Origin of the sequence: Streptomyces sp. NPDC050315 (genome assembly GCF_040655775.1) — a bacterium.
In the GTDB taxonomy this organism is placed as follows: domain Bacteria; phylum Actinomycetota; class Actinomycetes; order Streptomycetales; family Streptomycetaceae; genus Streptomyces.
The window spans coordinates 156,749-171,799 of the sequence record NZ_JBFAKN010000004.1 but is presented as its reverse complement, the minus strand read 5'-3'; the positions used below and the strand labels follow the sequence as shown (position 1 = coordinate 171,799).

Below are 15,051 nucleotides of genomic sequence, written 5' to 3'. Positions count from 1 at the left end.
GAGGGGCAGCGGCTTCCGTGCGCATCGCCAGATTTTCCATCGACGGCAACGTCGGCTTCGGCGTCGTCGAGGGCAATGACCTCGACGTCATCAAGGGACACCCCTTCGCCGAGTTCGAGCGCTCGGGCCAGAAGGTCCCCCTGGACAAGGTGCGGCTGCTGCCGCCCGTCCTCCCGAACAAGGTCGTGGCCATCGGCCGCAACTACGCCGAGCACGCCAAGGAGCTCGGCCACGAGGTCGACGACGTGCCGGTCGCCTTCTTCAAGCCCTCCACCTCGGTGGTGGGCCCCGGCGACCCCGTCGTGTACCCCTCCTTCTCGCAGGAGGTGCACCACGAGGCCGAGCTCGCCGTCGTCATCGGCCGCATGTGCCGCGAGGTCCCCCGCGAGCGCGTGAAGGACGTCATCCTCGGCTACACCTGCGCCAACGACATCACCGCGCGCGACGTCCAGCGGCGCGAGGCGCAGTGGGCCCGGGCCAAGGGCTTCGACAGCTCCTGCCCGCTCGGCCCCTGGATCGAGACCGAGCTGGACCCGAGCGATCTGACCATCCAGTGCACGGTCAACGGCGAACAACGCCAGCTGGGCCGCACGAGCGAGATGGTCCGCTCGATCGAGGACCTGATCGTCCACCTCACCGAGGCGATGACGCTGCTCCCCGGCGACGTCGTCCTCACGGGCACCCCCGCGGGGGTCGGCCCGCTCAATGTCGGCGACGAGGTCGCCGTCACCATCGAAGGCATCGGCACTCTCACCAACAAGGTGATCAAGCGTGGCTAACGCGACCCCCGTCCGCGTACGTTTCTGTCCCTCGCCGACCGGCAACCCCCACGTGGGCCTGGTCCGCACCGCCCTCTTCAACTGGGCGTACGCCCGGCACCACGGCGGCACGTTCGTCTTCCGCGTGGAGGACACCGACGCCGCCCGCGACTCCGAGGAGTCCTACGACCAGCTCCTGGACGCCATGCGCTGGCTGGGCTTCGACTGGGACGAGGGCCCCGCGGCGTTCGACGACAGCGGCAAGGGCCAGGGCGGCCCGCACGCCCCGTACCGCCAGTCGCAGCGCATGGACATCTACCAGGACATCGCGCGCAAGCTGCTGGACGGCGGCTACGCCTACCACTGCTACTGCACCGCCGAGGAGCTGGACGAGCGCCGCGAGGCCGCCCGCAAGGCCGGCAAGCCCTCCGGGTACGACGGCAAGTGCCGCGAGGTTTCCGCCGAGCAGAAGGCCGCGTACGAGGCCGAGGGCCGCACCTCCATCGTCCGCTTCCGGATGCCCGACGAGACGATCACCTTCACCGACCTGGTCCGCGGCGAGCTGACCTTCCAGCCGGAGAACGTGACCGACTACGGCATCCTCCGCGCCAACGGCGCACCGCTGTACACGCTCGTCAACCCGGTCGACGACGCGCTGATGGAGATCACCCACATCCTCCGCGGCGAGGACCTGCTCTCCTCCACCCCGCGCCAGATCGCCCTGTACAAGGCCCTGATCGAGCTCGGCATCGCCAAGCAGATCCCCGCCTTCGGCCACCTCCCGTACGTCATGGGCGAGGGCAACAAGAAGCTCTCCAAGCGCGACCCGCAGTCCTCGCTCAACCTTTACCGCGAGCGCGGCTTCCTGCCGGAGGGCCTCCTCAACTACCTCTCCCTCCTCGGCTGGTCCTTCTCCGAGGACCAGGACATCTTCTCCGTCGCCGACATGGTGGCGAAGTTCGAGATCGAGGACGTGAACGCCAACCCGGCGCGCTTCGACCTCAAGAAGTGCGAGGCGATCAACGCCGACCACATCCGGCAGCTGGACGTGAAGGACTTCACCGAGCGCTGCGCCCCCTGGCTGCGCGCCCCCTTCGCGCCGTGGGACGAGGCCGACTTCGACCAGTCCCTCTTCGACGCGATCGCCCCGCACGCCCAGAGCCGCCTGAAGGTCCTCTCCGAGATCACCGACAACGTCGACTTCCTGTTCCTGAAGGAGCCGGTCTTCGACGAGGCCTCCTGGACCAAGGCGATGGGCAAGGGCGACCCGGTGGCCCTCCTCACCACGGCCCGCGCCAACCTGGAGTCCGCGGACTGGTCCGACCCCGAGTCCCTCAAGCAGGCCGTCCTGACCGCCGGCGAGACCCACGGCCTCAAACTCGGCAAGGCCCAGGCCCCGGTCCGCGTCGCGGTGACGGGCCGCACGGTCGGCCTCCCCCTCTTCGAGTCCCTGGAAATCCTGGGCAAGGCCCGCACCCTCGCCCGCATCGACGCGGCACTGAAGAAGCTCGCGGAGTAACGCGTTCGGAGATACCTCGTCTCCGAGAGGGGCGGCGACCACATCGGTCGCCGCCCCTCTTTCGTGTATGACTGAGGGTGCAGGAACGTCTACGCAGGGGCGGTGCCGGACATGACGCGGAACACTGAGGGTGACGCGAGGAGAAGGGCGAACATGTCGGTGACTGCCGATCGGCCGCACATGCTGCCGGGCGAATTCGAGGAGCTGGCCCGGGCCGCCGCTCGAACCACCGAGGGGCTGCGTCTTGAGTTCATCAATGGGCAGCTGGGGGTCAAAGCGGTGACGGACGGGGCGCACGGAAGGATCATGCAGTGGCTCCTGCGCCGCTGCCTGCAGGAGCGGCCTGAGCTGTTCATGCACAGTCAGGGGTTGAAGGTGGAGGCATACCGCACCGGCTATGCCATTCCTGATGGCGTCCTTGCGCCGAACGACGCATTCCTGGAGGCCGGCGACTGGGCCGATCCCGAGCCGGCCCTGATGGTCGTCGAGGTGACCTCCTACGATTCGGATACTCACCGTCGCGACCGCATCGACAAGCCCCGCGCCTATGCCGAGACCGGCATCCCCGTCTACCTGCTCATCGACCGGGACAGCTGCGAGGTCACGGTCTTCTCCGAGCCGGATGGCGCGCGTTACGAGCGGGTGGCCATCGTCCCCTTCGGCAAGGAGATCACTCTCTCCGACCCCGTGGGCATCTCCCTCGACACCGAACCCCTGAAGAACTGGGTCTCCTGAGGGCGGTGGGCCGGTAGCGTGCGCGGTATGGGCATACGCGCGGTCCTGTGGGACGTCGATGACACGATCTTCGATTATGCGAGCGCCGATCTTGCGGGGATGCAGGCGCATCTTCTCGCCGAGGGCCTGAGCGAGGGATATCCGTCCGTCGAGCAGGCCCTTGCCCGTTGGAAGGAGCTCACCACGCTCCACTGGCGGCGGTTCGAGGCCGGGGGGATCACCTTCGAGGCGCAGCGGCGGGACCGGGTGCGGGACTTCCTCGGCAGCGACTCGATGAGCGACGAGGACGCCGACGGGTGGTTCGGGCGGTACCTCGCGCATTACGAGGCCGCCTGGGCACTCTTCCCGGACACCTTGCCGGTGCTGGAGCTGCTCGCGGCGGAGTACCGGCACGCGGTGCTCTCGAACTCCTCCGTTCGCAATCAGGACCGCAAGCTGCGGGTTCTGGGCGTACGGGACCGTTTCGAGGCGCTGGTGTGCGCGGCGGAGCTGGGGGTCGCCAAGCCCGCTGCCGGGGCCTTCCACGCCGCCTGTGAGGCCCTGGGGCTGCCGCCCGCGGAGGTGGCGTACGTGGGGGACCAGCCCGACATCGACGCCGGTGGCGCCGTGGCCGCGGGCCTCACGGGCATCTGGCTGGACCGCCGGGGACTGGGCGGCCGGCCGGAGCTGATCCGGATCACCGGCCTGAACCAGCTGCCCGGCCTGCTGCGCGGCGATACCCGTTTTGGAGCGCCGGACACCTTCGGGTAATGTTCTTTCTGCGCCGCCCGAGAGGGCCGACAGGCCCGGCGGGAAGCGCAAGCCGAACAAAATCCCGCAAGGGGTTGCGTTTTGGTGGGCTATGGTGTAATTGGCAGCACGACTGATTCTGGTTCAGTTAGTCTAGGTTCGAGTCCTGGTAGCCCAGCAAGAGATCGTCTCTTCGGAAGTATCGCTTCTCGGAGTACAGTCTCTTGATCGCAGTGCCAGCCCCCGTTGTGTAGCGGCCTAGCACGCCGCCCTCTCAAGGCGGTAGCGCCGGTTCGAATCCGGTCGGGGGTACAGATCCTTGCACTCCACCACCTTCGGGTCGCCCCCGGATGCGGTGATGATGAGGATCGCTAGGGCCCCCGTTGTGTAGCGGCCTAGCACGCCGCCCTCTCAAGGCGGTAGCGCCGGTTCGAATCCGGTCGGGGGTACTGGTGACCAATCCTGGATTGGTCTCAACCACCATGGGCTATGGTGTAATTGGCAGCACGAGTGATTCTGGTTCATTTAGTCTAGGTTCGAGTCCTGGTAGCCCAGCGCAGTTGAGCAGGTGGACTGCAAACTTCCTGCTCAAACCGCAGGTGAGCCCCCGTTGTGTAGCGGCCTAGCACGCCGCCCTCTCAAGGCGGTAGCGCCGGTTCGAATCCGGTCGGGGGTACACAGAGAAAAGGCCCTCCACTCAGGTGGAGGGCCTTTTTCGTGCGCCCGCTTTCGTCATGGCGAAGCGGCGGTCACGATAAAAAGAAAGCGAGAGAAGAAAAGAGCGGAAAGGCCCCCTGCCCGCCGCCGGCGGCGTTGGCGACGGCAGGCGTGGGGCCGGTGGATCAGCTCGTACGGCGCAGGGCCTCGCTGAGGCGGGCCGCCGCGTCGATGACGGCCTGGGCGTGCATCCGGCCCGGGTGGCGGGTCAGCCGCTCGATCGGCCCGGAGACCGACACGGAGGCGACCACGCGGTTCGACGGGCCGCGTACGGGCGCGGAGACCGAGGCCACGCCCGGCTCCCGCTCGCCGATCGACTGGGCCCAGCCACGGCGTCGTACGCCCGAGAGCGCGGTCGCGGTGAAACGTGCCCCCTGAAGGCCCCTGTGCAGCCGCTCAGGCTCTTCCCAGGCCATCAGGATCTGGGCGGCCGAGCCGGCCTTCATCGGGAGCGTGGAGCCCACCGGGACGGTGTCCCGCAGGCCGGAGAGCCGCTCGGCCGCGGCCACGCAGATCCGCATGTCGCCCTGCCGGCGATAGAGCTGGGCGCTCTCGCCTGTCACGTCGCGCAGGTGCGTGAGCACCGGCCCCGCCGTGGCCAGGAGCCGGTCCTCACCGGCCGCGGCGGCGAGCTCCGCCAGCCGCGGTCCGAGGATGAACCGGCCCTGCATGTCCCTCGCCACCATCCGGTGGTGTTCCAGTGCTACCGCAAGCCGGTGCGCCGTGGGGCGCGCGAGCCCGGTCGCTCCGACCAGCCCGGCGAGGGTGGCCGGACCGGACTCCAGAGCGCTCAATACCAGAGCCGCCTTGTCGAGAACGCCGACGCCGCTAGAGTTGTCCATGCAACGATACTCACGTCTCACAGTGTGAAACGCAAGTTCAATTTTCTGCGGAAGTCGCCACTCTTGAAGCGAGGCCCTGGACCGGGGCCCGTGTACCGCCCGGTACGAGGGGTACGAGCGGCGCGCAATCAGACGAGTTGGGCCGGCGAAGTCGGCCGGCCGGAGGGACAGCGATGGGACGGACACTCGCGGAGAAGGTCTGGGACGACCACGTCGTCCGGCGCGCGGAAGGCGAGCCCGACCTCCTCTTCATCGATCTGCATCTGCTGCACGAGGTGACCAGCCCGCAGGCGTTCGACGGCCTGCGCAAGGCCGGCCGCCGGGTGCGTCGGACGGACCTCACCATCGCCACCGAGGACCACAACACCCCCACCCTCGACATCGACAAGCCGATCGCCGACCCGGTCTCGCGCACCCAGCTGGAGACGCTGCGCAAGAACGCCGCGGAATTCGGGGTGCGGCTGCACCCGCTGGGCGATGTCGAGCAGGGCGTCGTACACGTCGTGGGCCCGCAGTTGGGGCTGACCCAGCCGGGTACCACCGTGGTCTGCGGTGACTCCCACACCTCCACCCACGGCGCGTTCGGCGCGCTGGCCTTCGGCATCGGCACCAGCCAGGTCGAGCACGTGCTGGCCACCCAGACGCTGCCGCTGTCGCCCTTCAGGACGATGGCCGTCACCGTCGAGGGCGAGCTGCCGGAGAGCGTCACGGCCAAGGACCTGATCCTCGCCATCATCGCGAAGATCGGCACCGGCGGCGGCCAGGGCTATGTCATCGAGTACCGCGGCTCGGCCATCGAGAAGCTCTCGATGGAGGCCCGGATGACCATCTGCAACATGTCCATCGAGGCGGGCGCCCGGGCCGGCATGATCGCCCCCGACCAGACCACCTTCGACTACCTCGAGGGTCGCGACCACGCCCCCAAGGGCGCCGACTGGGACGCGGCCGTCGAGTACTGGAAGACGCTGCGCACCGACGACGACGCGGTCTTCGACCACGAGGTCGTCATCGACGCCGCCGAGCTGGCGCCGTTCGTCACCTGGGGCACCAACCCCGGCCAGGGCGCGCCGCTGTCCGAGAACGTGCCCGACCCGGCCTCCTACGAGGACGCTTCGGAGCGGTACGCCGCCGAAAAGGCCCTGGAGTACATGGGGTTGACGGCCGGTCAGCCGCTGCGCGACATCAAGGTGGACACCGTCTTCGTAGGTTCGTGCACCAACGGCCGCATCGAGGACCTGCGCTCGGCCGCCGCGCTCCTGGAGGGCCGCAAGGTCGCCGACGGCGTACGGATGCTCATCGTCCCCGGCTCGGTGCGCGTCGCCCTGCAGGCCGTCGAGGAGGGCCTGGACAAGGTCTTCACCGCGGCCGGCGCCGAATGGCGGCACGCGGGCTGCTCGATGTGCCTGGGCATGAACCCCGACCAGCTGGCCCCCGGCGAGCGCTCCGCCTCCACCTCGAACCGCAACTTCGAGGGCCGGCAGGGCAAGGGCGGCCGCACCCACCTGGTCTCGCCCCAGGTCGCCGCCGCAACGGCGGTTCTCGGCCACCTGGCCTCGCCCGCCGACCTGTCCGACGCCGCCGCCCCGCAGCCCGCTGGAGTCTGAGAACGATGGAAGCTTTCACCACCCACACCGGCCGGGCCGTCCCGCTGCGCCGCAGCAACGTCGACACCGACCAGATCATCCCCGCCCACTGGCTGAAGAAGGTCACCCGGGACGGCTTCGAGGACGGCCTCTTCGAGGCCTGGCGCAAGCAGCCCGACTTCGTGCTGAACCAGGAGGCGTACCAGGGCGCCACCGTCCTGGTCGCCGGCCCCGACTTCGGCACCGGCTCCTCCCGTGAGCACGCCGTCTGGGCCCTGCAGAACTACGGCTTCAAGGCCGTCATCTCCTCGCGTTTCGCCGACATCTTCCGCGGCAACTCCCTCAAGAACGGCCTGCTGACGGTGGTCCTGCCGCAGGAGACCGTGGAGGCGCTGCAGCAGCTGGCCGAGGCCGACCCCACCGCCGAGGTGACCGTCGACCTGGTCAACCGCGAGGTACGTGCCGAGGGCATCAAGGCCGCATTCGAGCTGGACGAGAACGCCCGTTGGCGGCTGCTGGAGGGCCTGGACGACATCAGCCTCACCCTCCGGGAGGAAGACTCCATCGCCGCGTACGAGGCGAACAGGCCGTCCTTCAAGCCGCGTACAGTAGTGGCCTGACCTCGGGGTTTTCTGGCTGAAAGACATCTTGCATACGATGCGCTCCTTGCTACTTGGCAAGGGGCGCATCGTCTTGTTGAGTGGCGTGTTGAGGCCCCGTGAAGCGACAACTCACCGCAGATGGCACAATTAGCGCATGGAACGCGACGGCCAACTGGAGCTCTACGGTCTCGTCGCCGACCGTCTCAAGGCCGCACACACACGAGTGCGGACACTGCAAGTCCCGGAGGGCGTACGGATGGCGCTGACCCGGAAGCTGCTCGTCATCACGGCTGCGGCAAAACACGATCTGGCCGGCGCGGCACGGCGTCTGGAGCGCTTCATGAACGACCTCGACGAAGGGCGTTATCCCGAAGACGTGGATGCCGACGGAACTCCGTGACGGTCGAGTTCGTTGCGGCACAAGGGTGATTAGCCCGTTTCGTGTTTGATTTGCGGTATATATCTGCCTAACGTGCGAAAAAGCTTGAACACATACGTTCCAGCAATGTCTCCGAAGGGGAAGACGTGAACAAGGCGCAGCTCGTAGAAGCCATTGCCGACAAGCTCGGCGGACGTCAGAACGCCGCGGACGCGGTCGACGCGGTCCTGGACGCCATCGTCCGTGCCGTGGTCGGCGGCGACCGCGTTTCGGTCACCGGATTCGGTTCGTTCGAGAAGGTCGACCGCCCGGCCCGTTACGCCCGTAACCCGCAGACGGGTGAGCGGGTGCGGGTGAAGAAGACCTCCGTGCCGCGTTTCCGCGCCGGACAGGGCTTCAAGGACCTGGTCAGCGGCTCGAAGAAGCTCCCGAAGAACGACGTGGCCGTCAAGAAGGCCCCGAAGGGCAGCCTTTCGGGCGGTACCAAGACCACCGCCAAGGCCGCGACCAAGAAGGCCACCGCCAAGAAGGCCACGGCGAAGAAGACCACGGCGGCGAAGAAGACCACGGCCAAGAAGGCGACGCCGGCGAAGAAGACGACCGCCGCCAAGAAGGCCACCACCGCCAAGAAGGCCACGCCGGCCAAGAAGACCACCGCCAAGAAGGCCACGCCGGCCAAGAAGGCCACCACGGCGAAGAAGGCCACCGCCAAGAAGACCGCCCCGGCCAAGAAGACCACGGCGAAGAAGGCCCCGGCCAAGAAGGCCACCGCCCGCAAGACCACCGCCAAGAAGACCACCGCCCGCAAGCGCTGACCCTCCGGCGGCGAACCTCGCGACGGGCCGGGCTCCCCTGAGGAGCCCGGCCCGCGGTGCGTTGCCCGGCCCCCTCCGCATAGGCTCTGACCATGCAGGCCACCGCATACACCTACGACGCCGACAGCCGCACGGGCAGCGTGCTGCTCGACGACGGCACCCCGCTGCCCTTCGACACCGCCGCCTTCGACGCCGGCGATCTGCGGCTGCTCCGGCCCGGCCAGCGCGTCCGCATCGACGTGACGGGCGAGGGCGAGGACCGCCGCATCACCCTCATCACGCTCCAGACGTTCTGAGAGCCGCCCGCAAGGCCCCGGCGGCCCGCTCAGGCCCCCGGAGCGCCCAGCGCCGCTATTCCAGCCGAGATGGCCGCCGTATGGCGGGCCGTCCGCGCCCCCACGCCCAATTCCAGCGCCGCCCGCAGATCCTCCGGAGTGTCCACGTCCTGCCGTACGGACCGCACGTCGGACAAGGTGATCTCCTGAGCGCCGGAAGCCGCGTGCCGGGCCCGTGAAGCGCCGCCGAATGCCGGAGCCAATTCCGCCCCCGGCGCCGCGGACAGCAGCGTCGTCCCTATTTCCGCCGCATCCGCGAGAAATGCGCGCGGGAATTGCGCGGCAGCGGAGAGCACCCGTTCCAGTTCCGCCGGGCGCAGCGCCGGAAGATCCGCATTGAGCGCCGCCACCGGGGCACCGGGACGGTACGCCCGTACCGTGTGCGCGCCGTACGCGAGCGCGGGATTCAGCCCCGCCGCCGGTACATCGGCCACGATGCGCGCCCCGATGGCCGCGAGCGCCTCACCGGCCTGCTGATCGTCCGTGACAACCGCCACATCGCGTACTGCCGGGCATTCCAGCGCCGCGACCACCGTGTCCAGGGCGAACGCCAGCGCCAGCCGGGGCCGGAAGCGGGCGTCCGCCGCGGCGGACAGCCTGCTCTTGGCCCGCACCAGCGGTTTCAGGGGCACCACCAGGCTCCACACCGCATCCGCTCCTTCTTCTCGCATCGGCAGCATTGTCACCCGCTGCCGCCGCCCGCAGCAGGGCGCGGGGATACGGTGTCCTCGACAGACCGGGTACCGGGGGCGACACTTGTGCGGCTGCCGGGTCGCCGCAGCTCAGCAGGTCCCATTAGGAGGGTGTCCGAGTGTCCCGCCACAGAATCGGCTTCTGGTACCGCCTCGCGGCGGTCATCGCAAAACCGCCGCTCGTGGTGCTGTTCAAGCGGGACTGGCAGGGAATGGAGCACATTCCCGCCGAGGGCGGATTCATCACCGCGGTCAACCACAACTCGTATCTCGACCCGCTCTCCTACGCGCACTATCAGTACAACAGCGGACGCGTCCCGCGATTCCTCGCCAAGAGCGGCCTCTTCAAGGGCGGCTTCGTCGGCGCGATCATGCGCGGCACGGGACAGATCCCGGTCTACCGCGAATCCACCGACGCGGCCACCGCGTTCCGCGCCGCCGTGGACGCCATCAACCGGGGCGAGTGCGTCGCCTTCTACCCCGAGGGCACCCTCACCCGCGACCCCGACATGTGGCCCATGCAGGGCAAGACCGGCGCCGCCCGCGTCGCGCTGCTCACCAAGGCGCCCGTCATCCCGGTCGCCCAGTGGGGCGCCAACGAGGCGATGCCGCCGTACGCCAAGGAGAAGAAGCTCCGGCTCTTCCCGCGCAAGACGCTGCGCGTGAAGGCGGGCCCGCCCGTCGACCTGGCCGAGTTCTACGGCCAGGAACCCACCGCCGAGGTGCTCCGCGCCGTCACCGACCGCATCATGGCCTCGGTGACCGACATCCTGGCCGAGGTCCGCGACGAACCCGCGCCGGCCGAGCCGTACGACCACCGCAAGGCCCGCGCCGAACAGCGCCGGAAGAACCAGCAGATGCGGCGGCGGGACGCGAAGCCCGGCGCCACTCAGGAGGATGAAGGCAAGTGACGCGCTGCGCCGTCTACGGCACGGGGTCGTGGGGCACCGCATTCGCGATGGTGCTGGCCGACGCGGGCTGCGAGGTGACCCTGTGGGGCCGCCGCGCCGAGCTCGCCGAGGCCATCAACACCGGCCGCACCAACCCCGACTACCTCCCGGGCGTGGAGCTGCCGCAGACCGTACGGGCCACCGCGGACCCCGCCGAGGCCGCCGCCGGCGCGGAGTTCACCGTCCTCGCCGTGCCGTCCCAGACGCTGCGTACCAACCTCGCCGACTGGGCGCCGCTGCTGCCCTCCGACACCGTCCTGGTGTCCCTGATGAAGGGCATCGAGCTCGGTACGGCCAAGCGGATGAGCGAGGTCATCGAAGAGGTCGCCAAGGTGCCCGCCGAGCGGGTGGCCGTGCTGACCGGCCCGAACCTCGCCAAGGAGATCGCCGCCCGGCAGCCCGCCGCCGCGGTCGTCGCCTGCACCGACGAGGCCGTCGCCACCCGCCTGCAGGCCGCGTGCCACACCCCGTACTTCCGCCCGTACACCACCACCGACGTGGTGGGCGCGGAGCTGGGCGGCGCGGTGAAGAACGTCATCGGCCTCGCGGTGGGCATCGCGGGCGGCATGGGCCTGGGCGACAACGCCAAGGCGTCGCTCATCACCCGCGGCCTCGCCGAGACCATGCGGTTGGGGATCGCGCTGGGGGCCGACCCGGCCACGTTCGCGGGGCTGGCGGGCATGGGCGACCTGGTCGCCACGTGCTCCTCGCCGCTCTCCCGGAACAACACCTTCGGCCAGAACCTCGGCCGCGGCATGAGCCTCGAGGAGACCATCGCCGTCACCAAACAGACCGCGGAGGGCGTGAAGTCCTGCGAGTCGGTGCTGGACCTGGCCCGCCGGCACGGCGTCGAGATGCCGATCACCGAGACGGTGGTGAGCATCGTCCACGACGCCAAGCCGCCGCTGGTGGCCCTGAAGGAGTTGATGTCGCGGTCGGCCAAGCCGGAGCGGCACTGAACGGGGGGTGCCGGTTGTCCACAGGCGCCGGCGGTCCGAGTCGTTAAGCCTCCGTTGTCCACAGGGCCCGACGGGGATGAGTCGTTGGCGCTACCTTCGCGGCAGGCCGCTTCTGGGCGGCTTGTGTGGTGGAGGTGGGGGAGGGGCCTTGGCCACGGTACGGAAGTTCTCCCGCTGGTCTGGGGAGAGGGAGGGGCCCCTGCCAGGAACACGGGGGACTTGGCCCATAGAGACGCCCCACACCCCCCAAGACATTCGCATCCGCCGTACCAACAGGTAGTCTCGGTCCGATATGAGCAGCGAGACCTCCTCCCAGAAGCCCCGCGTCGCCGTCGTGTTCGGTGGGCGCAGCTCCGAGCACGCCATCTCGGTGGTCACCGCGGGCGCCGTACTGAGCGCCATCGACCGCGAGAAGTACGACGTGCTGCCGATCGGCATCACGACGGACGGCCGCTGGGCGCTGACCGCCGACGAGCCGGAGCGGATGGCCATCACGGACCGGAAGCTGCCGAGCGTCGCGGAGCTCGCCGAGTCCGCCGACGGCGCCGTGGTCCTGCCGGTCGACCCCACCAGCCGTGAGGTCGTCTACAGCGAGCCCGGGCAGGTCCCCAAGGCGCTCGGCGACGTCGACGTGGTCTTCCCCGTCCTGCACGGCCCGTACGGCGAGGACGGCACCCTCCAGGGCCTCCTGGAGCTGTCCGGCGTGCCCTACGTGGGTTCGGGAGTGCTCTCCTCGGCCGTCGGCCAGGACAAGGACTACATGAAGCGGGTCTTCGCCTCCTTCGGGCTGCCGGTCGGTCCGTACGAGGTCATCCGCCCCCGCGAGTGGGAGCAGGACCCCGCGGCGGCGCGCAAGAAGATCGTGGACTTCGCCGGCGAGCACGGCTGGCCGCTGTTCGTGAAGCCCGCCCGGGCCGGCTCCTCCATGGGCATCTCCAAGGTGGACGACCTCGCCGGGCTGGACGAGGCCATCGAGGAGGCCCGCGCCCACGACCCGAAGATCCTGGTCGAGTCGCTGCTGAGCGGCCGGGAGATCGAGTGCGGCGTGCTGGAGTTCGAGGACGGCCCGCGGGCCAGCGTCCCGGCCGAGATCCCGCCGGTCACCGCGCACGACTTCTACGACTTCGAGGCCAAGTACATCGACTCCGCCACCGGACTGGTGCCCGCGCCGCTCACCGAGGAGCAGACCGCGCGCGTCCAGGAGCTGGCCGTCGAGGCGTTCGAGGCGGCGTCCTGCGAGGGCCTGGTGCGCGCCGACTTCTTCCTGCAGGACAACGGCGAGTTCGTCATCAACGAGATCAACACCCTGCCGGGCTTCACGCCCATTTCGATGTACCCGCGGATGTGGCAGGAGTCCGGGGTGAGCTACGCCGAGCTGGTGGACCGGCTCATCCAGGCGGCGCTGCGGCGCTCCACGGGCCTGCGCTGACCCTTCGCGGCGGCGGCCGGTCGGGGCCTACACGACTCCGACCGGCACGGTCTTCTTCACGGCCGACGCCAGGTCGGTGAGTACATCGACCTCGGGCGCGTACTTCCCCGGTACCGTCACCTCGACGTTCGCGCGGCGCAGCACGGTCGTGAAGCGATAGCCGTCGTCCTGCTTCTCGAAGAGCCACTCGACGCCGTTGATTTCCGCGGCGTCCTGCAGCGGGTTGTAATGTTCATTACCAGGCTTCAGCACGTCGGGCTCCGGCACGCCGCAGCGCAGCTGTACGGCGGGCTCGCCCCACACGGCGGTGAAGTCGGAGACGGGATCGGCGGTCCGCCGCTTCAGACCGTCCACGGTGTCGGGCAGTTTCCCGTGCAGCGCCCGGCAGAGCCGGGCCTGCTCCCCCTTCGGGGCGGGAACCGCCACGCTCGCCGAATCGTCGGACGGGGCACAGCCCGCCACCGCGATCAGTACGGCGAGCAGCGGCGGAGCGAGCGACCGGCCTGGCGAGCATTTCACCCGGCCGAGCATACGGGGGACTAGATATGAACCACCGGGCAGGTCAGGGTGCGCGTGATGCCGTCCACTTGCTGGACTTTGGCGACCACCATGCGGCCCAGATCATCGACCGTGTCAGCCTGGGCACGCACGATCACGTCGTAGGGACCGGTCACGTCCTCGGCCTGGATCACGCCGGGCAGTTTGGCGATGACTTCGGCGACCGCGGATGCCTTGCCGACCTCGGTCTGGATCAGGATGTACGCCTGTACCACGGGACCTCCAGGGCGGCTTCGAGGATCATGTGGGAAGAAGGGACGCCACGGTACCGCGTCGCCGAGCGGAGCGGGGAGACCCGCGCGGCGGACGCGGCGAACAGTTCGCGGCCGCCGGCGCGGAACGCGTCACCCGGAGCGCGGCCGTCCGGGAAGGCGGCGCAGGCCGTGCGCGACGCGTCAGTGGAGTACGGAACGTCCGTACGCATGGGAAGGGCAACAGCATGAAGGGCACCGTCGGCGAGTTGGGGGAGTTCGGCCTCATCAGAGAGCTGACCTCGCGGCTCACCTCCACCCCGGCCGTACGCATCGGACCGGGCGACGACGCCGCCGTGGTCACCGCGCCGGACCGCCGGGTCGTGGCCAGTACGGACGTACTCCTCGAAGGGCGGCACTTCCGCCGCGACTGGTCCACCGCCTACGACGTCGGCCGCAAGGCCGCCGCCCAGAACCTCGCCGACATCGCCGCCATGGGCGCGGTCCCCACCGCCATCCTGCTCGGCCTCGTCGTCCCCGCCGAACTCCCCGCCACGTGGGCGACGGAGCTGATGGACGGGCTGCGGGACGAGTGCCAGGTGGCGGGCGCCGCCGTGGTCGGCGGTGACGTCGTACGCGGCGAGATCATCACCGTCGCCATCACCGCCCTCGGCGACCTGCGCAACGCCGAGCCGGTCACCCGGGGCGGCGCCCAGCCCGGCGACGTCGTCGCGGTCACCGGCTGGCTCGGCTGGTCGGCGGCGGGCCACGCCGTGCTCACCCGCGGCTTCCGCTCCCCGCGCGCCTTCGTGGAGGCGCACCGCAGGCCGGAGCCGCCGTACCACGCCGGACCCGCGGCCGCCGGGCTCGGCGCCACTGCCATGACGGACGTCAGCGACGGCCTGGTCGCCGACCTCGGGCACATCGCCGAGGCCAGCAAGGTCCGCATCGACCTGCAGTCCCAGAAGATCGACGTGCCCTCGCAGATGGCCGACATCGGTACGGCGTGCGGCGTGGACCCGCTGCAGTGGGTGCTCTCCGGCGGCGAGGACCACGCGATCGTGGCGACCTTCCCGCCGGACGTGAAGCTCCCCGCCCGCTGGAAGGTCATCGGCGAGGTCCTCAACCCCTCCGCGCTGCCCCAGGTGACGGTGGACGGCGCGCCCTGGACCAAGGGCGGCTGGGACCACTTCGGCGACGACGACGTGGTCGGCTAGGACTGGGTGACGTGGTCGGCCGGAATCGGCCGTCGATTAGA

General features: G+C 69.6%; 17 protein-coding genes and 5 tRNA genes. 18 read left to right on the top strand and 4 right to left on the bottom strand.

The genetic code is table 11. The features are described 5' to 3' along the window. The first annotated feature begins 17 nt into the window (after positions 1-17). The 9 genes from AB0I82_RS16100 (at position 18) to AB0I82_RS16060 (ending at position 4,417) form a co-directional block, all read left to right on the top strand. Positions 18-779 (top strand): fumarylacetoacetate hydrolase family protein, encoded by a 762-nt coding sequence (locus AB0I82_RS16100; protein WP_363257873.1) that lies wholly within the window; start codon positions 18-20, stop codon positions 777-779. Continuing rightward, a complete protein-coding gene (gene gltX / locus AB0I82_RS16095; RefSeq protein WP_363257872.1) occupies positions 772-2,277 on the top strand; it encodes a glutamate--tRNA ligase in 1,506 nt (501 codons plus the stop codon). The genes AB0I82_RS16100 and gltX overlap by 8 nt, the downstream gene beginning before the upstream one ends. 153 nt (positions 2,278-2,430) lie before the next feature. Further along, a complete protein-coding gene (locus AB0I82_RS16090; protein ID WP_363257871.1) occupies positions 2,431-3,012 on the top strand; it encodes a Uma2 family endonuclease in 582 nt (193 codons plus the stop codon). Between the two features lie 27 nt (positions 3,013-3,039). Continuing rightward, entirely contained in the window at positions 3,040-3,762 is a 723-nt protein-coding gene (locus AB0I82_RS16085; RefSeq protein ID WP_363257870.1) for an HAD family hydrolase, read from the top strand. An 85-nt stretch (positions 3,763-3,847) separates the two neighbouring features. Then, positions 3,848-3,919, top strand: a tRNA-Gln gene (locus AB0I82_RS16080). Positions 3,920-3,980: 61 nt separating this feature from the next. Then, a tRNA-Glu gene (locus AB0I82_RS16075) sits at positions 3,981-4,053 on the top strand. 64 nt (positions 4,054-4,117) lie between these two features. After that, positions 4,118-4,190, top strand: a tRNA-Glu gene (locus tag AB0I82_RS16070). 34 nt (positions 4,191-4,224) lie between these two features. Then, a tRNA-Gln gene (locus AB0I82_RS16065) sits at positions 4,225-4,296 on the top strand. A 48-nt stretch (positions 4,297-4,344) separates the two neighbouring features. Further along, positions 4,345-4,417: transfer RNA gene (locus AB0I82_RS16060), tRNA-Glu, on the top strand. Positions 4,418-4,583: 166 nt separating this feature from the next. Here the strand turns inward: AB0I82_RS16060 and ndgR are convergent. Next, positions 4,584-5,300, bottom strand: a complete 717-nt coding sequence (ndgR, locus tag AB0I82_RS16055; RefSeq protein ID WP_030257960.1) for an IclR family transcriptional regulator NdgR — start codon at positions 5,298-5,300, stop codon at positions 4,584-4,586. A 173-nt stretch (positions 5,301-5,473) separates the two neighbouring features. Between ndgR and leuC the strand changes: the two genes are divergently transcribed. From leuC to AB0I82_RS16030, 5 genes are all read left to right on the top strand, one after another. Beyond that, positions 5,474-6,904 (top strand): 3-isopropylmalate dehydratase large subunit, encoded by a 1,431-nt coding sequence (leuC, locus tag AB0I82_RS16050; protein ID WP_363257869.1) that lies wholly within the window; start codon positions 5,474-5,476, stop codon positions 6,902-6,904. Positions 6,905-6,909: 5 nt separating this feature from the next. After that, the gene (gene leuD, locus AB0I82_RS16045) at positions 6,910-7,503 is read left to right on the top strand and encodes a 3-isopropylmalate dehydratase small subunit (protein WP_363257868.1); all 594 of its coding nucleotides are present in this window, start codon (positions 6,910-6,912) and stop codon (positions 7,501-7,503) included. Between the two features lie 136 nt (positions 7,504-7,639). Continuing rightward, positions 7,640-7,885, top strand: a complete 246-nt coding sequence (locus AB0I82_RS16040) for a hypothetical protein (protein ID WP_030267010.1) — start codon at positions 7,640-7,642, stop codon at positions 7,883-7,885. A gap of 125 nt (positions 7,886-8,010) precedes the next feature. Next, on the top strand, positions 8,011-8,679 hold the full coding sequence (locus tag AB0I82_RS16035; RefSeq protein ID WP_363257867.1) for an HU family DNA-binding protein: 669 nt from the start codon (positions 8,011-8,013) through the stop codon (positions 8,677-8,679). Positions 8,680-8,771: 92 nt separating this feature from the next. After that, entirely contained in the window at positions 8,772-8,975 is a 204-nt protein-coding gene (locus AB0I82_RS16030; protein ID WP_363257866.1) for a hypothetical protein, read from the top strand. Between the two features lie 29 nt (positions 8,976-9,004). On the opposite strand, the gene cofC is transcribed toward AB0I82_RS16030, so the two are convergent. Next, the gene (cofC, locus tag AB0I82_RS16025) at positions 9,005-9,685 is read right to left on the bottom strand and encodes a 2-phospho-L-lactate guanylyltransferase (protein ID WP_363257865.1); all 681 of its coding nucleotides are present in this window, start codon (positions 9,683-9,685) and stop codon (positions 9,005-9,007) included. A gap of 140 nt (positions 9,686-9,825) precedes the next feature. Between cofC and AB0I82_RS16020 the strand changes: the two genes are divergently transcribed. The 3 genes from AB0I82_RS16020 (at position 9,826) to AB0I82_RS16010 (ending at position 13,044) form a co-directional block, all read left to right on the top strand. Continuing rightward, positions 9,826-10,617 carry a lysophospholipid acyltransferase family protein gene (locus AB0I82_RS16020; protein ID WP_363257864.1) on the top strand — a complete coding sequence of 264 codons (792 nt, stop codon included), beginning with the start codon at positions 9,826-9,828 and terminating at the stop codon, positions 10,615-10,617. Beyond that, a complete protein-coding gene (locus tag AB0I82_RS16015; protein ID WP_363257863.1) occupies positions 10,614-11,615 on the top strand; it encodes an NAD(P)H-dependent glycerol-3-phosphate dehydrogenase in 1,002 nt (333 codons plus the stop codon). The genes AB0I82_RS16020 and AB0I82_RS16015 overlap by 4 nt, the downstream gene beginning before the upstream one ends. A 292-nt stretch (positions 11,616-11,907) precedes the next feature. Next, complete coding sequence (locus AB0I82_RS16010; protein ID WP_363257862.1) at positions 11,908-13,044, top strand: D-alanine--D-alanine ligase family protein; 1,137 nt, start codon at positions 11,908-11,910, stop codon at positions 13,042-13,044. 27 nt (positions 13,045-13,071) lie between these two features. Here AB0I82_RS16010 and AB0I82_RS16005 read toward each other — a convergent pair whose 3' ends face one another. Both AB0I82_RS16005 and AB0I82_RS16000 read right to left on the bottom strand, forming a co-directional pair. Then, entirely contained in the window at positions 13,072-13,575 is a 504-nt protein-coding gene (locus AB0I82_RS16005) for a DUF3515 domain-containing protein (RefSeq protein ID WP_363257861.1), read from the bottom strand. 8 nt (positions 13,576-13,583) lie between these two features. Further along, positions 13,584-13,817, bottom strand: coding sequence for an Lrp/AsnC ligand binding domain-containing protein (locus AB0I82_RS16000; RefSeq protein ID WP_030267036.1), 234 nt, complete (start codon positions 13,815-13,817; stop codon positions 13,584-13,586). A 224-nt stretch (positions 13,818-14,041) separates the two neighbouring features. Between AB0I82_RS16000 and AB0I82_RS15995 the strand changes: the two genes are divergently transcribed. Next, positions 14,042-15,010, top strand: a complete 969-nt coding sequence (locus tag AB0I82_RS15995) for a thiamine-phosphate kinase (RefSeq protein ID WP_030267042.1) — start codon at positions 14,042-14,044, stop codon at positions 15,008-15,010. The last annotated feature ends 41 nt before the right edge of the window (positions 15,011-15,051 follow it).